This is a genomic window from Rhizorhabdus antheiae, assembly GCF_049889055.1.
Classification (GTDB): domain Bacteria; phylum Pseudomonadota; class Alphaproteobacteria; order Sphingomonadales; family Sphingomonadaceae; genus Rhizorhabdus.
In genome coordinates, this window is record NZ_JBLTWO010000009.1 from 158,367 (window position 1) to 182,944 (window position 24,578).

Below are 24,578 nucleotides of genomic sequence, written 5' to 3' on the forward strand. Positions count from 1 at the left end.
CGAAGACGGGCGCAGCCCCCGGGGCTGTGCGTCTAGGCGGCAAACCGCCTCAGCGCGGCGACTTCTGCTATCAGGCTTTCGGCGAACAGGCTCATATTGTCGGCGGTAGTGGACCGGCCCGGCGAGACGCGGAACGCCTGACGCGCGCGGGGCGTGTCGCCGAACATGGCCAGCAGCACATGGCTGGTCTCGACCTTGTCGGTCGCGCACGCGCTCGACGCGGAGAAGCTCGCAGCGCCGTTCAGCTTGTGCATCAGCGCTAGCGGCTCGATGCTGGGGATCGACAGCGAGACATTGCCCGGAATGCGCTCGGTCGGATGGCCGTTGAACTGGACGCCCGGGATCGCCGCCGCGATCCGATCGACAAAGGCGGCGCACAGCGCGCGCACGCGCGCGGTCTCGGTTCCGCTCAGCTTGGCTGCAAGCTCAAGCGCCGCGCCCATGCCGACGATCAGCGGGACATTGAGCGTGCCAGAGCGCAGTCCCTTTTCCTGGCCGCCGCCATAGACAGTCTGGGCCAGCCGGGCGCGCGGTGACCGCGACCGGACGTAGAGCGCGCCGATGCCCTTGGGGCCATAGGCCTTGTGCCCTGAAATGCTGGCGAGATGGATATGCTCGGCGGCGACATCGACCCGCCGGTGCGCCATCACCTGCGCCAGATCTGTATGGAACAGGACGTCGCGCGCCGCGCAAACGGCGCCGATCTCCGCGATCGGCTGAATCGTGCCGACCTCGTTGTTCGCTCCCATCACGGAGACGAGGCCGGTATCGTCGCGCAGTGCGGCGGCCACTGCCTCGGCACTCACCCGACCATATTCGTCGACGCCGAGGATCGTCAGCTCGAAGCCCTCGCGTGCAAGTTGGCGGAACGGTTCGAGCACCGCCGGATGTTCGACCGCCGTCGTGACCAAATGGTGCCGCTCGGGCCGCGCCCGCGCTGCGCCCAGGATTGCGATATTATTGGCTTCGGTGCAGCTGCCGGTGAAGATGATCTCATTGTCGCGCGCGCCGAGCGCGGCCGCGACCTGAACCCTGGCTTTCGCCACAGCCGCCTGCGCGCGGTTGCCATGGATATGCTCGACGCTCGACGGGTTGCCGAACACTTGGGTGAAATAGGGTAGCATAGCGTCAAGGACCTTGGGGTCGACCGGCGTCGTCGCATTATGGTCCAGATAGATCGGATCGGCGCCCCCGGCGCCGGCGCCGCTCATGCGGCCAGCGCCAGCCGCCCGACATCGGCCGGCGACTTGGCGCGCACCGAGAGGGTGGCGACGCCGCGATGAATATGCGCCTGGAGCAACGCGACCAGCCGGTCATTGTCGAGCGGCCCGGCGCCGGCCTCATCCTCCTCAACGAAGCGCAGCAGCGAGGCGATCAGCGCGTTATATTCACCGGTCAGCGTATAGGCGTTGAATTCCTGACCCTGATCGTCGGGCGCCAGCGACGCGGCAGGCCCCTCTTCGAGCGAGAGCATGATCGCGATCCGACACAGCAGGTTCGGGGTCAGCCCAGTGCGCTGGCGGATCGAGCGCAACCGGCTCGACGCGTCGGACGAGATCTTAAGCTTGTTGAAACGCATCGCCGGCCTCCCCGCTATGCTCGTCGTCGAAATAGCCCGGCGTTGCGGTCGTGGCGCCGCGCTCCGGATCATAGTCGAGCCGATAGGTATGGCTGATGCTCGGACCCAGCCGCTCGAGCAGCGCGTCATCGACCTCGGTGTCGGTCGAAAGCACAATCACCTGATGGCTGGCTTCGGGGAAATAGCGCTCGACCAGCGTGTTGCGATGCTCGCTGTCGAGGCGCGCCAGCGGCGTATCGATGATCATTGGCAACGGGCGTCCGCTGGTACGCGCCAGCGCCCATAGCATCGCGATCGCATAGACCTGCTTCTCGCCGGCCGAGAGGGTCGACTTGCGGATCTCGCGCCCCGAGCGGTCGATCAGCGTCGCATCGAAGCTGGTCCGGTCGATCCGGACATCGGCGACGAAATTCCCCTTGCGCGCAAGATGATTGAACCGGCTGACGAACTCGGTCTGGAGTTGCGCCAGCTTGCGGTCGAGCAATTGCTCTTCATACTGCTGCAGCGCGCGGCCCACTCGGTTGGCAAGCTCGGCGCGTTCCTCGCCCGCCGCTGCGTCATTCTGCGCGTCGAGCATCCGCCGGCGCTCGCGGTCCAGCGTGGCGCGCTGATATTCGAGAATGCGCACTTCCTCCTCGCGCGCCTTCAACTCGGCTTCAACCGCGCCCATATCCTTCTCTGCAAGCAGCAGCTCATCGAGTACGACGCCTGCCGCCTGTCCAGAGGCTCGCACCAGCTCTGCTTCGATCTCACGCAGCCGCCTTGCAAGCGAATCCAGCTCGGAGACCAGCAGCGAGGCGCGGGCCGCCACCGTCTCGCGCACTTCGGATAGCTTGCCTAGCAGCTTGCGGCGCTCACCTGTGTCGAGATCGCTAACTGAAGTTTCAACCAGATCGACCGGCACATCGGTATCTGCCGCAAGAAACGCCTCGAGATCCTGCCAATGGGTACCATTCCATTTTGCCGACCGCTTGGGCGTGCCCGTGGCACGCCATGCTAGCAGGCGCGCGCGCAGCGCCGCTGCTTCCGCGCCAATGCCCGGCTCGACCGTGCGCGACAGCGCATTGGCGAAGCGTTTGGTTAGCTTGGGCGCCGAAGCGAACGGCAGGAGGCCGCCGGCCAATTCGCGCATTTCGGTCTCGCGGCGAAGGATCTGCTCGCGCACTTCTTTGCGCGAAGCCTCGATTGAGGCGCGCCGACTGGCGGCATCACCGCCTTCAGCGACGAAACGCTGACGGATATTGCTGGCGACTCGCGCCTGCGACATCTGGCGCGAACGAAGTTCGGCGACATGCTCGGCCTTTTCGGCAATCTGACGGTCAAGCGCACTAATTTCGCGGACGGTCTCTACGAGCTTCGCGGCGGCATTACCCCCTTCGCGACGGCTGCGGCGCGCGAGATAGAGGCCAAGATCAGTGCGCAGGCGTCCTACCAGCTCGATCCCGAGCAGGCCGCGTACTGCTTCGGCCAGACCTTCATCGGGATCGTCGCGGGCAATCTCTGCGATCTTTTCGCCGTCGAAGAAAAACAGCTGCGACACGCCCGGCGGCACCAGTTCCTGCAGAAAGCTGTGCCATTCGTCCCGCGGCACCGCATCGACCGGTGCGCCATCCTTCTCAAGGCTCAGCGTCTCTACGACCTTGCTGCCCTTGACCGTCCATCGCCGACTGACGCGATAGCGCTGCACGACACCGCCTTCGGCATAGTCGAATTCGAGGCCGACCGAGGCGACGCCGGCTTGTCTGCCGTCGAGCCCGGCATGCACCCGGCCGCGCAAATGATCCTCATATTCGGATTGTGCGACCCGAAAACCGAGCGCGCGCCGACCGTAGAGTGCTAGCCGCACCGCTTCGAGTAAGGTCGTCTTGCCAGCGCCATTACGGCCACCGAACAAGATGACCGGGCGCCCGCGCTGCGGAACGAGGTCAAGCCGCTGGCGCCCAGCATAGAGGCCGAAATTTTCCAGTTCGATCGAGCGTAGTATCATCGCGCAGCCCTCATTCGCCGTCGAACGGAAGTTCGAGGTCGTCGTCGAGGACTAGTACTTCACCATCGGGTCCCACGCCGATTTCGCGGCGGCGGGCTTCGACCAGAGCGTCGAGATCACGCCATTCGAGCTTGAAGGCCTCCTCGATCCGGGTGTGGACTGCATGGCGCCGCTTTAGGCCGTGCGAAGCGCGTTCGATGTCGAGCAGTTTCATCACCAGTTCGGTTGGCACGTCATTGTCGGCACAGACCGCGTCAAGCAGTTCGCCATCGTCTGCGGTGAAGGCAATCGCGTCTTCGGCCACCCAGTCGAGCTCGCGCCCGAGGATTTCGCGCACCAGCCGCGGGACCGTATCGGGCCAGTCGCCACGTTCGGTCCGCCACAGCCGGCGGATTTCGTGCAGCTCGGCTTCTTGGATCAGCACTGGGGCCTCGCCGATCGGTGCGTCCCGCCGCACTTCATTCTGGATATGCAGCAGCTTGGCGAGCAGCTTGCGGCAGAAATCCATCGTATAGGGTCCGGGCATCACCCGATCGGTCTTGCCGATGAAGGAGACCTGACCGGTGCGCCTGCGAAAATCGCGGAACTCGTGCTTGCGTTCGGGAATCTGCGTTTCTGAGAGCATGTCGCGATATTCGAGCAGCGGCGTCAGCCACTCCTCGCCGGAATCGATCATCGCCTCCATCGCCTTGTCGCGCTCGACCACGGTGCAGACCCAGCAGCCGAAGCGCGAATTGCCGCAGGACGGCGTCGTCGTATCGACGACAAGCGGGCATTCGCCGGACGCGGCGTTGCGATACATCGCGACGAGATCGCGATTGTCATTGCCCCAAGGCGACTGATTCTGGAGCAGATAGGTCCATACCTCGTCGGTCGAAAAATCTGAGATCGGGGCATAGACAAAAGCGTTGAGCAGCGAGCTGTGCTTCGACAGGCGCGAGCCCTCGATCTTATGCAGCGACATGACCTGGGCGCGGGTCGCGGATTCCTGCGAGCGGACCCCGAGCACCATCACCACCTCGCCGAACTCGGCGACGCGGCTTTTGATGAAGTCGTTGGCCGGCTCGATCTTAAGGCGTTCCGTGCACCAACGGAATCGCCGCGACGGCGCCGGATAGCCGCGGCCGATCATGTTGACCCAGAAGCTGCGCCCGACCTCGGGCACGACCTTATGCGTGACGATCGGCATGTTCTTCTCGATCGCAGCCTTGGCGATGCGTTCGAGCGACACGTCGATATAGCGAGACACAACAGGGGTCTCGACCAGCGTGTCAGAACTGATCACGTAGATCTGCTTGCTACGTTTTTCGGGCGGGAGAGACTCGAGCGCAGTCCAGATGATCTGGAGCGCGGTGGTCGAATCCTTGCCGCCAGAATAGCCCACGACCCAAGGACGCGAGTCGGACAGATAAATCTCGCGCACGTCGTCATAGATGCGCGCCAATCGCGCATTTTTGCCTTCCAACCCGTCTTCACTCATACCATCGTCCGTCCCTTGGAGGTGTGCTAACCGATTTGCCGCGCGCCGTCAGTTTCTTCCTGCACAAGCGAGCGAGAAATCAGCTCGGCGGTGAGGACCACGCTGGTCCGCGACCGATTGATCTTGCCGCCAATGAGCGCGCGACCCTCCCAGAGCGCCCGGTTTGCGCGCGACCAGTCGACATCGCGCAGGCCAGCCAACATCTCCGGCCAGCCGTTGGGATTGTTGTTCATCGCTCGGGCTCCGGCGATGGCGATCGCCTCCAATGCGACACCATGCGCATGGATTGTGTCGCGTCGCAGCTCCGCTGGGGACGCTTCGCGCCGCGCCACCGCCAGCCAGTCGGGCATATTGGCGATTACCGCGTTCCAAAATTCGATCACCGCGTCCGCCCGCTCCGGCGTCGCATTGAGGCCAGCCTCGCTGACCAGCGTGGCCACGGCGGTATGGAGGTTGCTGAACGCGAAGAGCTTGCGCGATCCGGCCGGCAGATTCGAGCGGGTGAAATCCGTCAGGTCGCGCAGCAGTGGAATCGCGTCGGCAACGGCACGCGTCAGACGCGCACCTTGGTCGCGGCTGTCGTAAAAGAGGCGGAGCGACCGCGCCGGCTTGACGCTATGTTGGTTGAGATCGACGAACATCTGCTGCGATCGCTCAAGCCCCTCATCGGGGAAGATCGTCACCGCGATCGTCTCGTCCCCCAGATACGGCCGCTCACGTAGCGCCTCGACGATACCCGCGCGGCGATGCTGGCCATCGTTGATCAGAATCGTCGCGGTCATGTCGACGACGAGAATCCCAATCGAACGTGACGTACTGTCGGTGCCAGAAGGCTCGAAGCGGAACGCCCCGTCGATCGACGCGGCCAGCGCCGACAGGACATATTCGCGTGGATGGTCGGCGATGTATTGGGCGATCGTCGGCACGCGCCCCTTGTTGAGTTCGCGCTGCGCGCGAAGCTCGGGCGGTAGTTCCTCCTCGTCGAAGCAAAACAGCCGACCGACCGAGCGCAGCGGGACCATGATGACATAATAGGCCCGGCTCGCCTGAACTCCGCGGATTGCCGCGAATCTATAAGAATTCATCGCCCGCTTCCTTTCGACCCGGACCTCCGCGCGGCATGTGGGTCTTAGGCCTGACGGCCGGCTACACCCACCTAAATACTCTGTCATGTGCCTGCGGAGTGGTCAATATACCGGGGATATTTATACCGTGGACGTTGAAAGCGATCTTCGCGATTGTCGGCTGATGGCGACCCCCTCGATTCAGGTGCAATTTGGCAAGCGCGTCCGCGCGCTGCGCGAGGCCAGGGGTCATTCCCAGGAGGCGTTTGCAGCCTTGGCCAACATTGACCGCGGCGCGTTCGGCAAACTCGAACGCGGCGAGATCAATGCTGGACTGATTTCGCTCGCGCGGATCGCCGTCGCGCTCGAAATCGGCCTGCCCGAGTTACTACAGACCGTTGAGATCGATCCCGACGCAATCAAGGCGATCCCGCGCTCGGCGCGCGGCCCCAAGCCGATCGGCGCGCGCGACCGAGAATTCATGCAGCGATAAGTGCCAGTTTTCATCGCTGTTCTAAAGGCAATCGTCTTCGTCACGTCTTTGACATGCCGACCAACAAGCAGCCAAACTACGAAATCGACGGCCCACTTCGGCTGCGCCCGATCGACCAGCTGATGCCGTCGCCGCGCATCAATCCCGAGACCGATTTGCCGACCTGGCGCTCAAGCACGGGACGCCACGGCACGAGCATAAAATCTCGGGCGCGCTCGATCACTGCGAAGCGCCCGCTGACGAGATCGACCGAACGGCGATAGACGCCCTCGATCCGGGCGCCTTCGGCAGCCTCCCGGAAAGGCATGTTCACCTCGTCAGCGAGCTGGCCTACAACCCGCAGCAGTTCGCGCCGCTGGAGCGCCGAGATCATGCCACTCGGAAACGTCGTGCCGCCGCTCGTCTCCTCGGCAAATCCCTGCGCCATCAGCCACTGCCTGCGACGCGCCTGTGCGTCGCGCAGCTCGTGGCCGAACCCGGCGTCTCGGACGGGCACGGGTGCTCCCGATACCAGCTCGCGGTCGATCCAGGTAGCAGCCTCCGCATCGACCAGCCGATCGAGCGGTTGCGCCGACAGCATGGTGATCGCGACCGGACGGTCCCGCAGCCGCGCCGCCTCATAGGCTGCGACGCGATCAAGATGGTCGGGGGCGATGATCCAGCGGCCCGACGGCTCGCGCTCGACGATACCCGATATCCGCCGCATCGCCTCGAGCCGCCGGACATGGGTTTCAGCGAAGGCCTGGGTGGCGGTCGGATCGTGGCGAAGATGGGCATCCACATCGTATCGTCCACCATTGGCGGCGGCGACCGCTGCGATGGTCCGGTTCACCTCCCGCACTGTCGGGCTGACCGGATCGATCCGCACGATCGCACCACGGGGCAATCTGGCGTCGGTTTCCGCACCCCCTTCGGCGAAGCTCAAGACAGGTTTGCCGATCGCCACATAATGGCTGCGCCCGTCGACGCCGTCGACGATCAGGTAATGGCGGTCTTCATGCTCCTCGGCGAGCCCGCGCGCCAGCACCCGACCGACCAGCGGGCGGGCATCGCGTGCGGCCGGATCGTAAATCACCTGGTCGGCCTGCGCCCGGGCAATCGCGGCGCGCGAAAATTCGCGCTGCATCGTGCGGATGATGTCGCCACGTTCGCCCAATGCGCGGAGGGTATCGGCGAGGTCGGGCGCGAGTCGGAAGCGCCCGGCGCCGAGCGGCTCGGCCAGGCCCAGGCGTGACAGCTTCGCCAGCCGGCCGGCGCGCAGCGTCTGATCGAAGGCGTCGCGACCGCTGGTCGCCACCACCCGCTCGGCGTCCGCCCCCTTGAGCAAGGCCCGGTCGATCGAGGTCAAGCGCTCCTGCTCGACTTCGACGCGCAGCGTCTGCGCGATTTCGCGGTGGGTGCGCGGCCCAAGGTCGAGGTCGACGAGCTCGGCGGCGCGCTCGCGGATGCCGGTCGTCATATAGTCGCGGGCGATGACGAGATCAGCGCCCCGATCATCCATCCCGCGCACGACGATATGGGTGTGCGGATGGCCGGTGTTGAAATGGTCGACCGCGACCCAGTCGAGCTTCGTCCCGAGATCCTCTTCCATCCGGTCCATCAGCCGGCGGGTCAGGGGTTTCAGATCGTCATATTGATCGCCATCCTCGGGAGAGACGATGAAGCGGAACTGGTGGCGATCACCGGCGCCGCGCTCACCGAACGCCTTGCCGTCGACGGCGTCGGCATCGCGCCCGTAGAGCGTCCCGCGTTCGCCCTCGCGCGTCGTGCCGTCGCGCTGGAGATAACGCAGGTGCGCGGCGGCGGCCGACGCGCCCTTGCCGGCGAGCTTGACGATGCTGGCCTTGACGATGACGCGGCGGCCGTTCGACGCCGCATGGCCGCCACGGCTGGCGAGCATCCGCCCAACACCCGCGCCGCGCCCGATGCGGGTGCCACTGAACCGTGCAGGCCGCAGTGGCGACGGCGCACCGCCGCGCGCCAGATTGGCCGCCGCCAGCACCCGGCCGAGATAGTTGCGCGCACGCTTCGCGCCGCGCGCTTTCTGCCGGCCGAGATGGGGTTCGAACGCGTCGTCATCAATCATGGGCAAGGGGCCCTTGGGCTGGATCGGATGCCCACCATGACGCCGTCTCGGAACGGTGAAAATCGGTGCCGGTGCGGTACCCGGAAAATCTCCGGTTTTCCCTGACAACGGCACCGGTCGTATGACTCGCAGGGTCAGATGGGCACCCGCGTTGTGCTCTGATTCGAAGTCCGGCGCCTGAGCGTCGTGTCCGAAATATGCCTACATTCTTCGGACATCTGACTTGCGTCGCGTCCGAAATATACATACAGATTTCGGACATGGGCCTCAAGAACGACATCAAGGGCGCGATCGAGCGCCGCGTCGAAGACGGTGCCCCAGGCAAGGTCTGGACCGCAGCCGATTTCCTCGACCTTGGCTCGCGCGATGCGGTCGACAAGGCCTTGCAGCGCCTCGCCAGCGCCGGGGAGCTCCGCCGCATCGAGCGCGGCCTCTACGATCGGCCGAGCTGGAACCGCCTCACCCAGGCCAGCAATCCGCCCGATCCGCGCGGGGTGATCGATGCGATCGCCCGCCGTGACCAGATCCGTGTCCTGGTCGATGGCATGACTGCGGCAAACGACCTGGGCCTGACCACCGCCGTCCCGGCAAAAATTGTCGTGCATACCGATGCCCGGCTGAAGACCGTCCAGCTCGGGAAACTGGAGATTATCTTCAAGCCGACCGCGGCGAGCAAACTCCATTGGGCGGGCCGGCCGGCGATGCGCATCGTGCAGGCGCTGCACTGGCTGCGCGACACCGGGATGGACGACGCGCAAGCCGTCGGCATTCGCTCGCGGCTCGATACCATCCTCGACCAGGACAAGAGCGGCACGATCCGCGCCGACCTGCGCAATGGTCTCCCCACGCTCCCGGCATGGATGCAGGACTTTCTCAAACCCTTCCTTCAGGGCAGCGCCTGATGAACCCGGCCTATGACCAGATCCTGGCGGCGGAGGATGAGACCCGGGCCGGCCTGTTCACCACCACCGCGCAACGCCTCGGCACCACGCCACAGAACGCCGAGAAGGATTTCTGGGTCTGCTGGGTGCTCGACGCCCTGTTCAATGGCCGGGCCGACGGCCCCAGATTGCTGTTCAAGGGCGGCACGTCGCTGTCGAAAGGCTTCGGGCTGATCAACCGCTTCTCCGAGGATATCGACGTCACGGTCTTTCGGGACGATCTCGGCCAGGCATATTCGGTCGAGGAACTCGCCGGGCTCAGCGGCAAGAAGCGCGAGGCCGCGCTCGATGCGATCAAGGACGCCTGCGCCGCCTATATCACCGGGCCACTCCTTGCCGAGCTCCGCGACATTGCCGCGCGGGCCAGCGACCGGAACGGGCTGGCGGCGGGCGCGCTCAAGATTCTGCCCCATCCCGAGGACGACCAGACCCTGCTGGTGCACTATCCCACGGCAACCCCGTCGGACGGCTATGTCGACCAGCAGGTCAAGATCGAGTCCGGGGCCAAATCGGCCCTCGACCCGCACTCGGTGGGCGTCGTCCGGCCGTATGTCGAGGAGGATGCGCCTGGGTTCGATCTCTCCGTCCCCAACGTCACCCTCGTCGATGCCGAACGAACCTTCTGGGACAAGGTCGTCATCCTGCATGGCCAGCGGCAATGGTTCCTCCATCGCGGCACCCTGCAGGGCGGCGGGAACCGGGTTTCGCGGCACTATTACGACATCCACACGCTGATCACGTCAGACGAAGGAAAGCGTGCCATGGCCGACCCGGCGCTCGGCGCCGATTGCGTCGCGCACGCGCGCATGTTTTTCGATCGCAAGCCTTATAATCTCGCCATCGCCCGGCCGCCGACCTTCACGCTGGTACCGGAAGGCGACATGGTTGACGTGCTGCGCCGCGATTATGCCGCCATGTCGGCCATGATCTTCGGGGCTGCGCCGCGCTTCGATGCAGTCATGGAAAGCGTCGCCGCGCTCGAGGCGATCGTGAACCGCGTCTAGCCGCCGCCACAGGAGCCGGCAGGGCCGTTTGGAGGCCGGCCTCCGACGCTTGGGGCTGTTTCTCCCAAAACCGCTCAGGAAGCACGTCCTGCCGGGCAGTGCGGCGCAAGCCTTTGCGCAAGCCGGGAAATCCTCGGCGACGGCACCGGTGCCGAGCGGGCAGTGTCGGCAACGCCTTAAAAAAAACGATGTGCAGACAAAGGCTTATGGAACGCCAGTGCCATAGCTTTATCTTGCCTTACGCCGCCCTCCCGTTTGAACTGCTCCTGCCGCCTATTTCCGCCTTCCTGTTGCCCGTCCGATTCGCCCGAGCCGAGGCAAAAGGAAACCGGGACACGATGCCTGTCCGGCACCCTGTCCCGGCGTTTCCGATGCGCCGATCAGTGCGTCGCCGCAAAGGCTTCGCGTGCCTGGTGTTCGCTCATGAAGCTGCGCCGCCCCATCAATCCATGCGCATTCCCATCGCCATCGACGATGCTTACCGCGACGAACCAGCGGCCATCCAGCCGCCCGACGATCGCCACCCGGTCAAGCTCGAAATCCTCCTCGTCGAGGCTTTCGTATGCCCCGAGCCACCGCTCCGACACGCGCGCATCCCACAGGAAGTCGCTCTCCTCGGCCTCCAGAAACCGCTGCGCCAGCGCCTCGCCCGCGCCCTGTCCAAACTCGATTTCGAGCCCCGCCACGAGCGTTGCCACCACGCGGTCCGACGCCGCACCGATGGATTGAAACATGGTCATGATCGCCTCCTTCGCTTGAAATCCTCCTCATTGAGGACAGCCCTCCGACGACGGGTGGCGGAGCGGTTGTCAGGGCCGCTTGAGGCGAAGCCGGAAGCGCCGCGCAGCGGCGGCGGAGGAACCGATTTTGTTGCGCTGAAAACGAACAGACACGCCTGCGCAGCAGCCTCCGGCTCGCAGCAAAATTGGAGGGGCCGCCGGCCTTGCACAGCCGCTTCGGCGCCCGTCATGCTGGGCCTTGCCGAGACGAGCCCCTCCAACGTCCGAAATCGCGCGCTGCCCTCTCAACCAGCACTGTTTTAGGCCGCCGGAAATGCCAGGTCAGCGGGGTGCGCGAACCGCGAACGGGGCATCGGGCGGTTCATCCGACACCCGCGATGGCGATGGATCGGCCGCTGTATTGCTGGTCCGAAGCGCGACGAACAATGCCCGTGGCGGCCGCTGCGGAAGGGATGGCAACGACACCGAAGGTGTGCCCGACACCTGCGCGAGATAGGCGCGCGTCTCCGTCGGCAGCGCGCGGCCTGATGTAAGATGGGCGGCATATCGGCCGGGACCGGCATTATAGGCGGCGAACAGCCCAGGATAGCCGAAGCGGTCATACATCGCGCGTAGGTAGGCCGTGCCAGCGAGAATATTGTCGTGCGGATCATGGGGATCGCGGCCCAGGCCATGCGCCGCGCGCATCGCCGCCCAGGTCGCTGGGATCAACTGCATCAGCCCCATCGCGCCCGCGTGGGATGTGATTGGTCGCCCGCCAAGCATGGTCTGGCCACCGCTTTCAGCGCGCATCACCCGCTCGATCCAGGCCACCGGCACCCCAAACCGTGCGGACGCCTCGGCGATCTCCGCCCGCCAGCGACCGACCGGATCGGCAGCGGCGGGGCGCGCGACCAGCAACGCGACGGCGAGCGCGAACGGTTTCAGCGTAGCCACAACGGGGTCGCCTTGCCGATCACATCCTGCGCCAGCGTCGCACCGAAATAGCGCCCGTCGAACGAGTCCGGGGTCTTGGCCATGAGCAGGAAGACCATGCCCGGTCCGAGCCGGATGCACCCCTGCCACGCGGGCAGCGGACGGCCAACCGCATCGGCGGCACGGCGAATAGCTACCGGCCGGCCGTTCACCGTCACCGCGCGATCGACCGCGCAGATCGTGTCCCCGGCAATGCCGGCGATGCGCTTCACCAGCGGCACGTTGGAAGGCAGATAGCGGCGGCTCGCGGCCAGGTGCCGCGCGTCGGACGGCGGCCAGGCAATCACCATGTCGCCGCGTTTGAGCGCCGCGCCGGGCGACACGGCATAGAGGCCGATCGGTGCGCTGGCGCTCGAATTCCAGACCAACCGGGGCAGCGGTGGCAGCGCGATTGTCAGGCCGAGGCACGCGATTCCAGCACCGAGCAGCGCGGCGCGGCGGCACAGCCTTGTACGGCGCGCACGGGCGGCGCGCAGCGCGTTGCCCCAGGCGAAGAGCGGCAGGTCGCGGCGCTCAACCACGGTCGCCTCCGCGCGCGCGGGCCGCCGACCACGCCTCGATATCGTCGATATGATAACGCCAGGTGCGGCCATGAAGGCGGCATTTCGGACCATTGCCCGTCTGGCGCAGGCGCTTCAGCGTCGAGTAGGCGAGGCCGAGATGAAAGGCCGCCTGCTTGGCGGTGAGGAAGGGGCAGGTCTCGCGCGCGGCCTGCGCACGTTCGGCGATATCGTACATGATTTCAGTCCATCCGTGCCAATGCATCGTGCGCCGGCTGAGAGGTGCGGATTGGATCGATCCGGCCATCTTCGGCAGGGTCGCAAATCGACCCATGCGATTCCGACCCCCCTCGTTTCAGACCGGTGGCGATGCCCCGCACCCTTGCGGGACACGAGGCGCCGGGTTCAGTCGGCCGGGCTCTTGAAGCTCGATTTCGTATAAAGCGGTGTGGGTTGAACCGGGTGGCACGGGCTTTCGTCCGTGCGACGGAAAGCGGACGGTGCAGACGCCCCCGCCTGCAGAGTCCCTCGCGAGCTATGGCAAATCCGGCGCACCGCTTCATGCCCCGCGCCCTTGGCGGACGCGGGGCGGTTCGTTCAATCGGCCGGGTTCCAGATGATCGCGAAGGCGTCGTCGTCGTCCTGCCCGGCGGCGCGGCCGAGATTGGCATAGATGCGGCGCGGTCCGAATTCGGGGGCCGCGAGCGACAGAGACACATAGTCATTGCCGCTCGTCTCGCTGCGGCGGATCCATCCGGCCCCGACCTCGGCGCCAGCGGCCGACACGCGATAGTCTGGCTGGGTGTCGCCGGTCTTGCGGCTGTTGGGGATGATCTCGATCTCGGTGCGGATCGAGAGCGTGCGGAGCTGGCCCTTATAGCCTTCTCCGTTGCGGGTGACATAACCGATGGCTGGCATTGTTCGTCTCCTGAAAAGTCGCCCCGAACCGTTTCCGGGCGATGGGCGGACCGGAGGGACGGTCACGGCAGGCCCGCGAACCGGCAGGCCGGAGCGGCAGCGGAGGACCGGAGCCGAAGGCTTATTTGCAGCGCAGCGACCGCGAGGAGCCCGCCAGCTCGGGGTCCCCACGCGGAGTGCCGCGTGGGGTAGGCGCGGGCGGGGAAATAAGCCGCGCGGCGATGGTTTCGCGGGACTGCGGCCGTCCCAGGTCATGCGCCCGAGGAGCCTGAATCGGTGCGGGACACGGCAGTGGTAACGACGACAATGCCGCCGGCTTATCCCTCGCGATGGATTGGTCGTGGACTGCGCGGACGCACCCCCGCGCTATCGGATCGGCGACTCAAGGCACGCCGCCGACACCGCCAATGTCGCGGTCGGCGTGGCCGGTGACGACAGGCAGGGGTTCGGGTCCGGTGCGAAAGGCGATAGCGGTAAGCGACATGTCGATGACCATCCTCCGCCTGATGGCCGGTTCCGCAGCGCTCCTGCTGATTGCCGCCGCGCCGCCGGACCAGGGGCGCGTCGGCTAGGCACAAGATGGGGATACCTTCCGGTTGGAGAGCGGTGAGCGCATCTGCATCGCCGGGATTGAAGCGCCGGAAACACATGCGGGCCAGGCGAAATGCAGGAGCGAGATCGCGCTCGGCGGATCCGCGACCGCGCGTGCCCGGACGCTGCTCGATGGCCGGACCGTCACGATCGTTCGGGTCGGGCGCAGCTATAATCGCACCGTCGCAGGGGTGAGGCTGGCCAGTCGCGATGTCGGTTCCGAACTTGTGGGAGCGGCGTTGCGCGCTGGTGGCCGCGTTGGCAGCCCAAGCCCGACTGGTGCGCCCGATCACGGTCCTGAGCTGTACGGAGCGCGGGAATCAATGCCGGCGGATCACCAATTTGGTGACGCCACACAGGCTGCACGGCGCCTTGCGCCGCTCGAAGCCGTTCGATCCGGCAAGCTCACGCGTCTTGTGATTGGAATGCTGGCGGACCGACAGGCCCAGCTTCTCGGCGATACAATCGTCGCAGACTGCCTCCGGCGAGAGCCGTGAAATGAAGCGTTCGACATCGTCGCGGACCGTCATCGGCGCCCTTTGCGCCTTTCGCGACCCGAAGTCGACCTGCTCCGACAGTGCATTCCCTTTCGCGCGCCCCAGCCCGTCAGGGCGAGGGCGTGCGGACCGATTTTCGGGAATCCGGGCAAGTAGCCGGGCGGCAGATTGCGCTTCCGCCGCCCGGAAGATCGGTCACGCCGCGAGATCGTCGGCTTCTTCCTCATGGTCCGGCGGGGCCAGAACCGCACCCGGTGCGCTCGGAGTGTCGGGTGAACAGCACCCTGTGCTGTTCAGGCCATGCTGGGGGCATGACCGATCCGATACTGACTCGTCGTCGCCCGGCACCCGCTCGATCTCGCGCGCTGCCTGCGCCTTGTAATGGGCGGTCACGGTGCCGACGCCGCCGCGCGTGGTATAAGCGGCGGGCGGAAACGCCATCCAGCGCGGCACCCAATGGTCGCGCGTCGTCCGTCCGTTGGTGCCGTCCAAATGGTCGCGGACGATGGCTTTCAGCGTCTTCGACGTCTCGCCGGCATTGGCGCTGGCGACGGCCTCGCCCGCCACGTCGGCGACGATCCGGGTCAGCACTTCGCGGTCGCGGAGCAGCGCGAAGAAGGCCGCGTCGGCCTGCCAGAACCGCGCCATATCGACGCCGATCTCCATGCCCACGGCCTCGACGGCGGCGCTGCCCGACGCCAAGGTTTCGCCCATGACGATGGCGATCACCTCCATCACAATCGTGTCGGGAAGGTTGAGCAGGCGCTGAAAGATGCCGACGACGCCATAATCGTCGCCATTGCCGCCGGTCACGGTCGGCTCCTCAGGCGAGAAGCCGAGAACCGCCAGCACCGCGCGGCGGCGCTCGTCGAAATCGGCCTCGGCCTTGCTGTTGTCGAGGCTGTCGCGCACCTCGTCGTTGCGGGTGGATTGCGGCTCGGGCGTGACCCGCCACAGATGCGAGCCGCCGATGGCATGGGCGACCATCAGGCGCAGCGCGATGCCCGGATAGCCGGTCAGCGCTGCGCGGACGGCGGCGTGGCGATGCAGGTCGACATAGGTCTGCATCGTCGATGTCACCTCGGGGCGGGCGGGCTTGTGCCCGGTTGCGCCACCATTCTCCGAACCCTCAGCCTTGGCGAGGCGCGCCGCTTCCTTGCGGCTGACATAACCCTCGTGGATTGTGACTTCGCCGTTGGCGCGCACGTCGATATAGACGCGCCCGCCCTTGCGCTTGCCCGCCTTCTCATATTCCCATGTCGAGAAATGCTCGGACGGCGGCACGGTGATCGCATCGGCCCAGCCCTGCTCGATATAGGCGGCGCGCTTAGCCTCGATCGCTGCGTTCTGCGCAGTCCAGAAGGCATCGGCATCGGCGAAATAGCGATCGTCGCCGAACAGGTCGGCAATGGTCGCAAGTCCGCTCGTCTCCACGTCGAACAGCGCATGTTTCGCCGGGATCGATGCCCCGCCGAACAGCCACGCCTTCAACTGGTGGCCGGTCGGCACATAGCTGTCCTGATCCTCGGCCAATGCCAGCCAGGCCTTTTGCTGGCTCTTGGAGGCCAGCGTCAGGTGACGCACCGTGGCGCGGTCGATCTGCTCCTTGCGGTAGAGATCGCGGATGCGCGGCAGCAGATTGCCGAGCGCCAGCACGCGGCGGATGGTGAGGTCGGGCAGTCCGAAGGTGGCGGCAATATCCTCGACCTTGCGGCCCTCGCGGACGAGGCGGGTGAAGTTCTCCCACTGCGTCACCTCGTCGGGATCGAGCCGCGCCATATTCTCGATCATCGACGCCTCGATGGCGTCGGCGTCGTCGCCCTCGTCAAGGATCGCGCAAGGCAGCATGGCCGCATCGGGGTCGGCATCGCCGCCCGCGCGCCGTTCGTCGGCGACGATCATGGCGGCGTGGAAGCGGCGGCTTCCGGCGACGATTTCATAGCCATCGGGCGCGCAGTTCGGGCGGACGATGACCGGCTGGATGACGCCACGGCTGCGCACGGTTGGCAGGATGTCGGATACGTCGGGGGCCTTTTTGCCGTAGCGCATATTGGCCTTGCTCACGACCAGCTTGTCGAGCGGGATAAAATCGAGTTTCATCGGTCTACTCCTTGTGAGGGCCGGTCCGTCGATCTTTCCGGGTGGGCGGACCGGCTCAACAAAGCGGCGAAAACGCGCCGCGCGTCATCCGCTACGAAGGCGGAAGCTCGTAGCCTTCGCCGCCTTCGCGAGCGGCACGGCGGAGAAGGGTTTCAGCCCATAAGATCGATCCGGCGCGGCGCGCCCATTCGGCCCAGACGGACAGGCGGCAGGTCGTGGCAAAGGCGATTTCGCGCTCGATGCCGAGGCCGAACGGCAGATTGACGCCGGCCAGTTCGGACAGGCTGAACGTCCCGAGTTCGGGGCATCCGAACCCAAGGTCGGCCAGCCCGAACAGGGTGTCGCCATCGTCATAAAGCTCGGTCGCAAACCATGTCGCCGCGCCCAGCGGGTTGAAGAATTTGACGACCGGCGCGGGATCGTGATCGATCTCGGCGGTGCGGTCGGCGTTGAAGCGCAGCGCGGCGTGAAGCTCGGGGGTGAGCAGGATCATGCCGCCCTCCCTTCGCCGATGTCAGCTTGCGCAGCTTCGGCTTGGGCGGCGGCGTGCCGCGCCAGCAGCCAGTCGGCGGCCTTGCTGGCAGCGCTGGCTGCGCGGAAGATCGCGCGATTGTCCTCGCGCAACACCTCGAGCCAAGAGGCCAGATAGTCGGCGTGACGGACGGTCGGCACGATGCCGAGCGCGGCGCAGAGGAAGGCCGACCCCATTTCGGCGACCAGCTCCTCGCGGGCATAGTCCTTGGTGCCGAAGCCGGTGGTGAGATTGCGCCCGAGCCGCGACGGATGGCCGGTGGCGTGGGTCAGTTCGTGCAGGCAGGTCCGGTAATAGTTGATCTGCTCGAAGAAGGCCGGTTGCGGCGGCACCTGCACATAATCCTGAGCGGGGACATAGAAGGCGCGATTGCCGCCGACGCGGAAATCGATGCCCGATGCAGCGATGACCTGTTCGGCGACGGGCACGATCTGGCGTTCGGGCAGGGGCATGGGGTCGGGCGCGAGGCCGGGGCGAAGGCCTTCGCACTGCGCGACGTTGAACAGGGTGAAGCGCTTCAAAAAGGGGATGGCGCGGGCCTCGCCGCCCTCGTCGCGGGCGCGGGCCTTCTCGGCGCGATCGGAGGAGTCGCTCCCCCGGAGCGCCTCCCGTGTCCGCTCACGGGGGGTGAAGCGGTCGGCATAGACGACAGTGGTACCGCGTTCGCCCTTGCGGACGCAGCCGCCCGCCTCCAGAGCCTGCTTGAAGGTCAGCCACCCTTGCGAGGGATAGCCATGTTCGATTACCGCGCCCCACAGGATCAGGATATTGACGCCCGAATAGCGGCGAGCGGTGAGCGCGTTTCGCGGAAGGCCGGGGCTCGCCGCACTGCCATCGCCCTCGGGACTGCCCCAAGGCTGAACCCACGGAAAGCGGCCTGCTTCCAGCTCGCCGATGATCCGCGCCGTTACCTCGTCATAGAGGTAGGCGCGGGTCGTTCCGGCTTCTGCCCGGGCCTCGGCGGGGGTTGGCGTTCCGGAGCCCGACGCCGAGGATTCCCGGCCCTTGCCGCGCGCGCGGACGGTTGGGGAGACACGCATCGTTCACCTCCTGCACCGCCCCAAAACCACCATGGCCTCCCCGGAAGCGGGGGTGGGCGGCAGGATGCGAACCGGAGAGGCCCGCTTGAGCGGCACCGGCACCCGGAGGGCCGCAACGCCAGTGAAGGAGCCGGGCGCAGCCCGGCTTGCCGGGGACGCGAGCGGGCCTAGCAGGGAGCGCCGCCCACTTCCGCGCCACCGGGAGAGGCCACCAGCAGCGCCGCCGCCAGCGCGGCGACTGCATCAAGGACGGGCAAAGCCCGTCCGCAAGCGCCAGCCGATCGTTACCGACAGGCCGAGACCCGGCATGGCCGGGGCTCGGTGGCGCGGGCGACGGACGGCCATGGACGTTGCCGAGCCATAGAGCGCGATCGCGCCATCGGGCGCGAGGCGCCACCCTCCGGAGCCAAGAGTCATCGTCCCCGCATGAGCTGGCGATAGCCACCACAGGCCATCTCTCGAGCCTCGCGGACCAGCCGTCGAATCCGAGACCGCAGTGAATCCGACCGGCCGGCCCAGTCCTCGGCGACCCGCGCGGCGCCGAAAAGCCCGATCCCAATCTCGCGTTGGCTCGCCCCCTCCTGCAGCGCATCGTGCACGCGCAGCATGATGATGGCGCGCGTGATGCGAGGATCGGGCGGAAACAACGACCGTGTGAATCGCCCATGCCGGCACAGGTCTACCAGCCGACGCAAAGGCAACAGGCGGGCCTCGACGGTGGCAAGCCCGTGCAGCCGATAGCGGAGCAGCACCGCCTTTTCGCCGGTCAGTCGACCTTGCTCGATGTCGAGCCGGATATGGTGCCAGCCATCGGACAGCAGCACATGCTCGCCACCCTCAGCGTCGGTAATTGTCGTGAGCCAGGACTCGAGTCGGTCGAGTACGATCGCATCGGGGTCCGAGGCCGATGCGGGTTCGGCGGTTGCTATCAGGGTTCCGGGATCGAGTTCGGCATGCCAGATGATCCTGGCATCGGGGGCGGGGCGTTCCGGGTTCTCGGCGAAAGTGAAGCCCCCAACGCAACGCGCCGGTACCGCGCGTCGCGACGCTCGCGCGGACATACCAGCTGACATAGCCGCTATCCCGTCGCAGCCATTCCCACATCATCCCCGCTCGGTCGATCCCGGCGAGACGGGCATAGGTTTCGGTGTCGCGCCAGTCCTTCATAAGTGATCCGGCGACATGCTGCGGACGGCTGAAAAGTTGCCAGAGCCGGAAAAATATGAACTAATGCGACGCATTAGACCACAACAATGACGTGGATAGAGCGCTGGATGTCGGACTGAGGCCCCGAATATCCAGCAGATCGACGAAAGGATGGTCGCGGGGCCAGCGGCGACTTGAGGCACCGCCTGCGACCGTGACCGGTTGCCATGGAGTTTCTCGCACGCGCGGTGCACTTCAAGCGCATCGTCGAGGCCGTGGACAATGCCGATGATCTCGCCGCGGCGATGCAGGCGATAACCCCCGAGCTCGGCTTCCGCTACTTCGCGCTGATGCATCATGTCGACGGTATCGCGGCGGACGGAGGGGCGATCCGCCTTCACAATTATCCGGCACGGTGGGCCGACTATTATGACCGCGAGGCGCTGGGGGTCAGTGATCCGGTCCACCGCGCGAGCCACGTCACCAGCATCGGCTTCAGATGGTCGAACCTGTCGCGGATGATCCCGCTCACAGCCAGGGATCGCCATATCCTCGCGCTCGGCCATGAAGGTGGGATTGGCGACGGTTTCACGGTGCCCAGCAATGTTCCCGGGGAATCGCGCGGCTCCTGTTCCTTCGCCAACGAGGCCGGGATCGCCGTACCGCCAGAGATGCTGCCGCTCGCCCAGCTGGCAGGGTCGTTCGCGTTCGAAGCGGCGCGGCGACTCTGGCATGGGCGTGGCCATCGGCCCGACGATCACCCGGTGCTCACCGACCGACAGCGCGACTGCCTGCTCTGGGCCGCGCGCGGCAAGGGCGACTGGGAGATCGGCCGGATCCTCGGCATCAGCGAAGAAACGGTCGCGCGCCATATCAGGCAGGGGTGCGAACGCTATGATGTAACCAAGCGGACATTGCTGGCGATCCGGGCCCTGTTCGACGGAACCCTGACCTTCTCCGACATTCTCGATCGCTGATATCCCCCTTTTCCGGCATATCGCCGGATCGCACCCCGAGCAGATCCTCCCCGCACCATGCGAGGAGATTATCATGCTGCATATAAAGCGATTTCAGGCGGATCCCGCCGGTGACGCCGTGCTCATGGCGATGTTCGCCGCGCGCAAGTCGGTGTTCGTTGATCTGCTGAAATGGGACGTGCCGGTCTTTGCGGGCGCCTATGAGATCGATCAGTTCGACGACGTACACACGACCTATCTGGTGCTCACCGCAGACGATAACCGCCATCTCGGTTCTGCTCGGCTGCTCCGCACCGACCGCCCGCACATCCTCGACAGCTTCTATGCCGATCTCTGCACAGACACCGTCCCCCGGGGGCCTGATATCTACGAGATCACCCGCTTTTGCCTTGATCGGCGGTTGAGGGCGCTCGAACGCCGCGCGGTGCGCAACACGCTTGTGATCGCGCTCGTCGACCATGCTCTTCGCGAAGGGGTTTCCCGCTATACGGCGCTTGCCGACATTGGATGGGCCCGGCAAATCCTGGATTTCGGATGGGCGGCGACTTTGCTCGGAAATCCGCGCGACTATGATGGCCAGACCCTGGCGGCGCTCAATATTGCGATCAGGCGCGACACGCGGCAGCGGCTCGCCGCAGCTGGCATCGTCGCCGCAGCGTCAATCTGCGGCAGCCTGGCGATTGCCGCCTGAGGAGACCGTCATGACCGATACGATCAATCTCGGGCGCCGCGACACGCTTGCGGCCACACTGCTCGCCCAAGGCTATTGCCTGATCCCCGACGCTCTCCCGGTCGAGCGTATCGGGCGGCTCAATCAGGATCTCGCAGAGGCCTTCACGGCAACGCCGTTCGGCCAGGGTAGCTTCTACGGGGCTCGAACCAAAAGGTTCGGTCGACTGCTCGCGCGCTCGCCAGTCGCCGCCGAACTCGTGCTTCATCCCTTGGTCCTTAGCTTGGCGGAACAAGTGCTCGGCCCCTTTTGCGACTGCATTCAGCTCAATGTCGCGCAGGCGATCAGCGTGCATCCGGGAGCACCGGCGCAGATGCCGCACCGCGACGCCGACATGTGGCGCGCGCCGCCGGGCGACACCGAATATCTGATAAACGTGATGTGGCCGCTCGACCGCTTCACCGCAGACAATGGCGGGACCCGGCTGTGGCCGCGCAGCCATGGCGCTGCAGCACTTGCACCCGAGCCGTCCGAGAGAGCGCTCGTGCCGACGCTTGAAGCAGGGTCTGCCCTGCTGTTCCTCGGCTCGACCCTGCACGCGGCGGGCGCCAATCGTAGCGACCGCGAGCGGCGGGGGGTCGTGATCGGCTATTCGCTAGGATGGCTGAAGCCCTATGAGAATCCCTGGCTCGCTTATCCGCCGGCGATCGCACGCACGTTCGATCCGGCGCTCGCAGCGCTTGCGGGCTATCGCCAGCATCGTCCGAACCTCGGCAATTTTGAAGGCCGCTGCCCCTCGGTCCTTCTCGCGGGCGACCCTGGCCCACTTGGCGCGATCGACGCGCTTCGCCCCGAGCAGGTCGAACTCGTCGAGGCGCATCGCCGGGATCAGGTGGCCGCACGGTGAATCCGGGGGCGACGACCCAGCGTGTCTATGAAGCGCTCAAGCAGCGCATTCTGACGCTCGAATTCCGTCCCGGCGATCGCCTGGACCCGGCGATCCTGTCGGACTCGCTCACGGCCAGTGTTACCCCGGTGCGCGATGCGCTGCACATGCTCGCTGGGGAGCAACTCGTCGAAGCCCGCACCGCGAATGGCTTCTTCCTGCCGCCTCTCGACGAACCTGCGCTCAAGGACCTCTATCGCTGGTCGTCTGATCTGCTCATGCTTGCGATTCGCAACCGACGCCAAACTACGTCTGGATCAGAGAGCGCGGTCACAGACCGCGTCGCCACGGTGGCCGAGACGACCGCTAAGCTGTTCGGCGCGATCGCACGACAATCGACGAATCGCGAGCATGAGAGGGCGGTGGCCCGGCTTAGCGAACGGCTCCATGCCGTGCGACTGGCGGAAGCCCGGATCATCGACGCGATCGAACCCGAACTGGCCGGTATCAACGAGGCCTTCACGACGGGGCGGGGGCCCGATCTCGCCAGAGCCTGCGCGGCCTATCATCGGCGGCGCGAACGGGTTGCCGGGCTGATCGTACGGGCGGTCTATCGTGGCGAGGCGCGTTGATCGGCCGGGCGCTCAACAATCGCCAAATAGTCGTCGTATAAAGTTCGGATAGCTTCCCGCCCCACCTAGAATCGGCTGTGCTGCAACGATGCAGCGGATCGAAGGAGTGTACCATGGAACGCAATGAAGAGCAGTTCGACGCCGCAATCGACCTCGGCGCTGCCAGCACCGTCACCCTCGGCAAGCCGGGCCAGCAGATCGAGTTCGGCGTGATCGCGGAGCCGCTCGCTCTCGACGCCGACTGATATCGGCAGGCGCGAGCGGTCCCGCGCGGACGGCTCGCGTCATCGTCCCCAAAGGCTCCACGCCCGGATGGGCGGCGGGGCCTTTTTTTGCCTGTGCGGCATGCCGAATTCTGATCGCGGTCCGGCAACAATCTCGAAATAACCGCCATATAAAGTTCGGATAGGCCGATGCGCTGCCTAGGCTCCGGAGGATTGGAACCTCGGAGCTCAAAGGAGTGTAACATGGACAGCGACAACACCCCCCAGGCGGGCATTGTCCACCTGCGTAAAGCCAGCCTGACCATGCAGGGCCTGCCCGGCCTCTATCTCCGGTTCGGCATCAGCAATAAACGCCCCCCGGCTGGCGAAGCCGACTGAAGGAGGCAGACGCAGGCGTCCTGCCGGACGCGCGCGTCGACCGCTCATGGCCGAGTTCACCATAGTCCCAGGGGTGGGATATGCCCGCTTCGCCGATAGGACGATCATTCTCGACATCACCGTCGATCGCTATTGGCAGCTCGACGCGCGAGCCGGCCACCTGCTCGATCGGATCCAGCGCGGTGAGCCATGCTCCGATGCCGAGGACTCCATGTTGATGCGGCTCAGACGGTTGGGACTGGTCCAGCCAATCGCTGAGCGCCAGTCGTCGCCATGCCTGGGCGCACCTGCCGAACCGCGCCGAAGCCTGATCGAGCAGCGGCCGGTCGAATTCCAGCACCTGGGTCTCGCGCTCCTCGTCGAGATCGCTTGTGATGCGATCGCGGTGCGGATCGCGCTACGCTCGGGCCGACTGTCCCACACGATAGCAAGCGTGCGAAAGCCCAAAAGGCGCAGCACCGGGCCGCTCTCGCTCGATCAGGCCGCTGACCTGTTCGAACGTGGTATGCGGTGGCTGCCGATAAAGAGAATCTGTCTGGCCGACTCGCTCGCGCTGTTGCGCTTCTGCGCGCGCCGCGGCTTTGCACCATCGCTGATCTTCGCGGTAGAGGCCTATCCATTCCAGGCGCATTGCTGGGTTCAGCAGGACGATCTCGTGCTCAACGATGTCCTAGCCGACATAATGCGCTTCCATCCGGTCCTGGTCCTGTGACCGCGCCGGGCTATATCCTGCTCGTCTCGTCCGATCCTGTAGACCGGGTACTCGAGACAATAGCTGTGGAGGCTGTCGGGCGTAGCGGGCTCAGGATGATCGAGGCCCAGCCCGGCCTGGTCCTGCTTGGCTCGCCGGGATTGACCTCGGCCCGGATCGACGACTGGCTGGTGATCGGCCAGGCGCACGAACCGCTGGCGGGTTGCCCGGACGCGTACGGCACAGCGATGGCGCGGCTGTGGGGAGACTTCGTCGCCGTCCGCCGATCGGGCGCTTCGGTACAGGTCCGGCGGCCGGCAGGTGGGGCGCTCGGCGCCTTCGTGCAGCGGGGCGGGCGCATCGTCCGAATCGCCTCGGACATCGAAATGCTTGTTCCGGAGCAGGTCGTGATCGACTGGTGCTCTCTCGCGCAGCATCTCGCCTTTC

Annotated in this window: 29 protein-coding genes; 11 read left to right on the forward strand and 18 right to left on the reverse strand. The window is 65.9% G+C overall.

Annotation, left to right across the window (positions count from 1 at the left end):
- Positions 1-32 precede the first annotated feature (32 nt).
- The 5 genes from ACNI3R_RS16785 to dndB form a co-directional block, all read right to left on the reverse strand.
- The gene (locus ACNI3R_RS16785; RefSeq protein ID WP_426185415.1) at positions 33-1,211 is read right to left on the reverse strand and encodes a cysteine desulfurase family protein; all 1,179 of its coding nucleotides are present in this window, start codon (positions 1,209-1,211) and stop codon (positions 33-35) included.
- Positions 1,208-1,579: a DNA sulfur modification protein DndE gene (gene dndE, locus ACNI3R_RS16790; protein ID WP_426185417.1), complete on the reverse strand. Its 372-nt coding sequence runs from the start codon at positions 1,577-1,579 to the stop codon at positions 1,208-1,210. The genes ACNI3R_RS16785 and dndE overlap by 4 nt, the downstream gene beginning before the upstream one ends.
- A complete protein-coding gene (gene dndD, locus ACNI3R_RS16795) occupies positions 1,560-3,566 on the reverse strand; it encodes a DNA sulfur modification protein DndD (RefSeq protein WP_426185419.1) in 2,007 nt (668 codons plus the stop codon). Before dndD ends, dndE begins: the two co-directional genes overlap by 20 nt.
- A 10-nt stretch (positions 3,567-3,576) precedes the next feature.
- Entirely contained in the window at positions 3,577-5,010 is a 1,434-nt protein-coding gene (gene dndC, locus ACNI3R_RS16800) for a DNA phosphorothioation system sulfurtransferase DndC (protein ID WP_426185421.1), read from the reverse strand.
- Between the two features lie 62 nt (positions 5,011-5,072).
- Positions 5,073-6,218, reverse strand: coding sequence for a DNA sulfur modification protein DndB (gene dndB / locus ACNI3R_RS16805; protein WP_426185423.1), 1,146 nt, complete (start codon positions 6,216-6,218; stop codon positions 5,073-5,075).
- A 40-nt stretch (positions 6,219-6,258) separates the two neighbouring features.
- On the opposite strand from dndB, the gene ACNI3R_RS16810 reads away from it, so the two are divergent.
- A complete protein-coding gene (locus ACNI3R_RS16810; RefSeq protein WP_426185425.1) occupies positions 6,259-6,603 on the forward strand; it encodes a helix-turn-helix domain-containing protein in 345 nt (114 codons plus the stop codon).
- Positions 6,604-6,679: 76 nt separating this feature from the next.
- On the opposite strand, the gene rlxS is transcribed toward ACNI3R_RS16810, so the two are convergent.
- Complete coding sequence (gene rlxS / locus ACNI3R_RS16815) at positions 6,680-8,689, reverse strand: relaxase/mobilization nuclease RlxS (RefSeq protein WP_426185427.1); 2,010 nt, start codon at positions 8,687-8,689, stop codon at positions 6,680-6,682.
- 260 nt (positions 8,690-8,949) lie between these two features.
- Here rlxS and ACNI3R_RS16820 point away from each other — a divergent pair, with 260 nt between their 5' ends.
- Together ACNI3R_RS16820 and ACNI3R_RS16825 are read left to right on the forward strand one after the other, a co-directional pair.
- Positions 8,950-9,591, forward strand: a complete 642-nt coding sequence (locus ACNI3R_RS16820) for a DUF6088 family protein (protein ID WP_426185429.1) — start codon at positions 8,950-8,952, stop codon at positions 9,589-9,591.
- Positions 9,591-10,634, forward strand: coding sequence for a nucleotidyl transferase AbiEii/AbiGii toxin family protein (locus ACNI3R_RS16825; protein WP_426185431.1), 1,044 nt, complete (start codon positions 9,591-9,593; stop codon positions 10,632-10,634). Before ACNI3R_RS16820 ends, ACNI3R_RS16825 begins: the two co-directional genes overlap by 1 nt.
- Before the next feature lie 380 nt (positions 10,635-11,014).
- Here the strand turns inward: ACNI3R_RS16825 and ACNI3R_RS16830 are convergent, their stop codons facing one another.
- The 12 genes from ACNI3R_RS16830 to ACNI3R_RS16885 all read right to left on the reverse strand — a co-directional run bounded on the left by ACNI3R_RS16830 (position 11,015) and on the right by ACNI3R_RS16885 (position 19,694).
- The gene (locus tag ACNI3R_RS16830; protein ID WP_426185433.1) at positions 11,015-11,374 is read right to left on the reverse strand and encodes a hypothetical protein; all 360 of its coding nucleotides are present in this window, start codon (positions 11,372-11,374) and stop codon (positions 11,015-11,017) included.
- 321 nt (positions 11,375-11,695) lie between these two features.
- Positions 11,696-12,310: a lytic transglycosylase domain-containing protein gene (locus ACNI3R_RS16835; protein ID WP_426185435.1), complete on the reverse strand. Its 615-nt coding sequence runs from the start codon at positions 12,308-12,310 to the stop codon at positions 11,696-11,698.
- On the reverse strand, positions 12,298-12,870 hold the full coding sequence (locus ACNI3R_RS16840) for a S26 family signal peptidase (protein ID WP_426185437.1): 573 nt from the start codon (positions 12,868-12,870) through the stop codon (positions 12,298-12,300). The genes ACNI3R_RS16835 and ACNI3R_RS16840 overlap by 13 nt, the downstream gene beginning before the upstream one ends.
- Positions 12,863-13,087, reverse strand: a complete 225-nt coding sequence (locus tag ACNI3R_RS16845; RefSeq protein WP_426185439.1) for a helix-turn-helix transcriptional regulator — start codon at positions 13,085-13,087, stop codon at positions 12,863-12,865. Before ACNI3R_RS16845 ends, ACNI3R_RS16840 begins: the two co-directional genes overlap by 8 nt.
- 359 nt (positions 13,088-13,446) lie before the next feature.
- The gene (locus ACNI3R_RS16850) at positions 13,447-13,767 is read right to left on the reverse strand and encodes a DUF736 domain-containing protein (protein ID WP_426185441.1); all 321 of its coding nucleotides are present in this window, start codon (positions 13,765-13,767) and stop codon (positions 13,447-13,449) included.
- Positions 13,768-14,678: 911 nt separating this feature from the next.
- Positions 14,679-14,888: a hypothetical protein gene (locus tag ACNI3R_RS16855; protein WP_426185443.1), complete on the reverse strand. Its 210-nt coding sequence runs from the start codon at positions 14,886-14,888 to the stop codon at positions 14,679-14,681.
- A 162-nt stretch (positions 14,889-15,050) separates the two neighbouring features.
- Positions 15,051-16,955 (reverse strand): ParB/RepB/Spo0J family partition protein, encoded by a 1,905-nt coding sequence (locus tag ACNI3R_RS16860; RefSeq protein ID WP_426185445.1) that lies wholly within the window; start codon positions 16,953-16,955, stop codon positions 15,051-15,053.
- Between the two features lie 91 nt (positions 16,956-17,046).
- On the reverse strand, positions 17,047-17,448 hold the full coding sequence (locus tag ACNI3R_RS16865; RefSeq protein WP_426185447.1) for a DUF2958 domain-containing protein: 402 nt from the start codon (positions 17,446-17,448) through the stop codon (positions 17,047-17,049).
- Positions 17,445-18,527 (reverse strand): ArdC family protein, encoded by a 1,083-nt coding sequence (locus ACNI3R_RS16870; protein ID WP_426185449.1) that lies wholly within the window; start codon positions 18,525-18,527, stop codon positions 17,445-17,447. Before ACNI3R_RS16870 ends, ACNI3R_RS16865 begins: the two co-directional genes overlap by 4 nt.
- A gap of 243 nt (positions 18,528-18,770) precedes the next feature.
- Positions 18,771-18,944 carry a hypothetical protein gene (locus tag ACNI3R_RS16875; protein WP_426185451.1) on the reverse strand — a complete coding sequence of 58 codons (174 nt, stop codon included), beginning with the start codon at positions 18,942-18,944 and terminating at the stop codon, positions 18,771-18,773.
- On the reverse strand, positions 18,941-19,351 hold the full coding sequence (locus tag ACNI3R_RS16880) for a DUF2285 domain-containing protein (protein WP_426185453.1): 411 nt from the start codon (positions 19,349-19,351) through the stop codon (positions 18,941-18,943). Before ACNI3R_RS16880 ends, ACNI3R_RS16875 begins: the two co-directional genes overlap by 4 nt.
- A gap of 13 nt (positions 19,352-19,364) precedes the next feature.
- A complete protein-coding gene (locus ACNI3R_RS16885; RefSeq protein ID WP_426185455.1) occupies positions 19,365-19,694 on the reverse strand; it encodes a transcriptional regulator domain-containing protein in 330 nt (109 codons plus the stop codon).
- Between the two features lie 206 nt (positions 19,695-19,900).
- On the opposite strand from ACNI3R_RS16885, the gene ACNI3R_RS16890 reads away from it, so the two are divergent.
- The 8 genes from ACNI3R_RS16890 to ACNI3R_RS16925 all read left to right on the forward strand — a co-directional run.
- The gene (locus tag ACNI3R_RS16890) at positions 19,901-20,650 is read left to right on the forward strand and encodes a LuxR family transcriptional regulator (protein WP_426185457.1); all 750 of its coding nucleotides are present in this window, start codon (positions 19,901-19,903) and stop codon (positions 20,648-20,650) included.
- Between the two features lie 73 nt (positions 20,651-20,723).
- Entirely contained in the window at positions 20,724-21,341 is a 618-nt protein-coding gene (locus tag ACNI3R_RS16895) for an acyl-homoserine-lactone synthase (protein WP_426185459.1), read from the forward strand.
- A 10-nt stretch (positions 21,342-21,351) separates the two neighbouring features.
- Positions 21,352-22,227: a phytanoyl-CoA dioxygenase family protein gene (locus ACNI3R_RS16900; RefSeq protein ID WP_426185460.1), complete on the forward strand. Its 876-nt coding sequence runs from the start codon at positions 21,352-21,354 to the stop codon at positions 22,225-22,227.
- On the forward strand, positions 22,224-22,838 hold the full coding sequence (locus tag ACNI3R_RS16905) for a GntR family transcriptional regulator (protein WP_426185462.1): 615 nt from the start codon (positions 22,224-22,226) through the stop codon (positions 22,836-22,838). Before ACNI3R_RS16900 ends, ACNI3R_RS16905 begins: the two co-directional genes overlap by 4 nt.
- A 113-nt stretch (positions 22,839-22,951) precedes the next feature.
- Positions 22,952-23,083: a benenodin family lasso peptide gene (locus tag ACNI3R_RS16910; protein WP_426185464.1), complete on the forward strand. Its 132-nt coding sequence runs from the start codon at positions 22,952-22,954 to the stop codon at positions 23,081-23,083.
- A gap of 222 nt (positions 23,084-23,305) precedes the next feature.
- A complete protein-coding gene (locus ACNI3R_RS16915) occupies positions 23,306-23,440 on the forward strand; it encodes a hypothetical protein (RefSeq protein ID WP_426185466.1) in 135 nt (44 codons plus the stop codon).
- 46 nt (positions 23,441-23,486) lie between these two features.
- Positions 23,487-24,152 (forward strand): lasso peptide biosynthesis B2 protein, encoded by a 666-nt coding sequence (locus ACNI3R_RS16920; RefSeq protein ID WP_426185468.1) that lies wholly within the window; start codon positions 23,487-23,489, stop codon positions 24,150-24,152.
- 95 nt (positions 24,153-24,247) lie between these two features.
- The coding region (locus tag ACNI3R_RS16925) for a hypothetical protein (protein WP_426185470.1) at positions 24,248-24,578 on the forward strand (331 nt) is incomplete at its 3' end.

Bases quoted from the DNA above. Each gene is read 5' to 3' on its own strand.
- ACNI3R_RS16785 (WP_426185415.1), bottom strand. From the start codon at position 1,211: ATGAGCGGCGCCGGCGCCGGGGGCGCCGATCCGATCTATCTGGACCAT.
- dndE (WP_426185417.1), bottom strand. From the start codon at position 1,579: ATGCGTTTCAACAAGCTTAAGATCTCGTCCGACGCGTCGAGCCGGTTG.
- dndD (WP_426185419.1), bottom strand. From the start codon at position 3,566: ATGATACTACGCTCGATCGAACTGGAAAATTTCGGCCTCTATGCTGGG.
- dndB (WP_426185423.1), bottom strand. From the start codon at position 6,218: ATGACAGAGTATTTAGGTGGGTGTAGCCGGCCGTCAGGCCTAAGACCC.
- rlxS (WP_426185427.1), bottom strand. From the start codon at position 8,689: ATGATTGATGACGACGCGTTCGAACCCCATCTCGGCCGGCAGAAAGCG.
- ACNI3R_RS16820 (WP_426185429.1), top strand. From the start codon at position 8,950: ATGGGCCTCAAGAACGACATCAAGGGCGCGATCGAGCGCCGCGTCGAA.
- ACNI3R_RS16825 (WP_426185431.1), top strand. From the start codon at position 9,591: ATGAACCCGGCCTATGACCAGATCCTGGCGGCGGAGGATGAGACCCGG.
- ACNI3R_RS16830 (WP_426185433.1), bottom strand. From the start codon at position 11,374: ATGACCATGTTTCAATCCATCGGTGCGGCGTCGGACCGCGTGGTGGCA.
- ACNI3R_RS16845 (WP_426185439.1), bottom strand. From the start codon at position 13,087: ATGTACGATATCGCCGAACGTGCGCAGGCCGCGCGCGAGACCTGCCCC.
- ACNI3R_RS16850 (WP_426185441.1), bottom strand. From the start codon at position 13,767: ATGCCAGCCATCGGTTATGTCACCCGCAACGGAGAAGGCTATAAGGGC.
- ACNI3R_RS16855 (WP_426185443.1), bottom strand. From the start codon at position 14,888: ATGACGGTCCGCGACGATGTCGAACGCTTCATTTCACGGCTCTCGCCG.
- ACNI3R_RS16860 (WP_426185445.1), bottom strand. From the start codon at position 16,955: ATGAAACTCGATTTTATCCCGCTCGACAAGCTGGTCGTGAGCAAGGCC.
- ACNI3R_RS16865 (WP_426185447.1), bottom strand. From the start codon at position 17,448: ATGATCCTGCTCACCCCCGAGCTTCACGCCGCGCTGCGCTTCAACGCC.
- ACNI3R_RS16870 (WP_426185449.1), bottom strand. From the start codon at position 18,527: ATGCGTGTCTCCCCAACCGTCCGCGCGCGCGGCAAGGGCCGGGAATCC.
- ACNI3R_RS16875 (WP_426185451.1), bottom strand. From the start codon at position 18,944: ATGACTCTTGGCTCCGGAGGGTGGCGCCTCGCGCCCGATGGCGCGATC.
- ACNI3R_RS16885 (WP_426185455.1), bottom strand. From the start codon at position 19,694: ATGAAGGACTGGCGCGACACCGAAACCTATGCCCGTCTCGCCGGGATC.
- ACNI3R_RS16890 (WP_426185457.1), top strand. From the start codon at position 19,901: ATGGAGTTTCTCGCACGCGCGGTGCACTTCAAGCGCATCGTCGAGGCC.
- ACNI3R_RS16895 (WP_426185459.1), top strand. From the start codon at position 20,724: ATGCTGCATATAAAGCGATTTCAGGCGGATCCCGCCGGTGACGCCGTG.
- ACNI3R_RS16900 (WP_426185460.1), top strand. From the start codon at position 21,352: ATGACCGATACGATCAATCTCGGGCGCCGCGACACGCTTGCGGCCACA.
- ACNI3R_RS16910 (WP_426185464.1), top strand. From the start codon at position 22,952: ATGGAACGCAATGAAGAGCAGTTCGACGCCGCAATCGACCTCGGCGCT.
- ACNI3R_RS16915 (WP_426185466.1), top strand. From the start codon at position 23,306: ATGGACAGCGACAACACCCCCCAGGCGGGCATTGTCCACCTGCGTAAA.
- ACNI3R_RS16920 (WP_426185468.1), top strand. From the start codon at position 23,487: ATGGCCGAGTTCACCATAGTCCCAGGGGTGGGATATGCCCGCTTCGCC.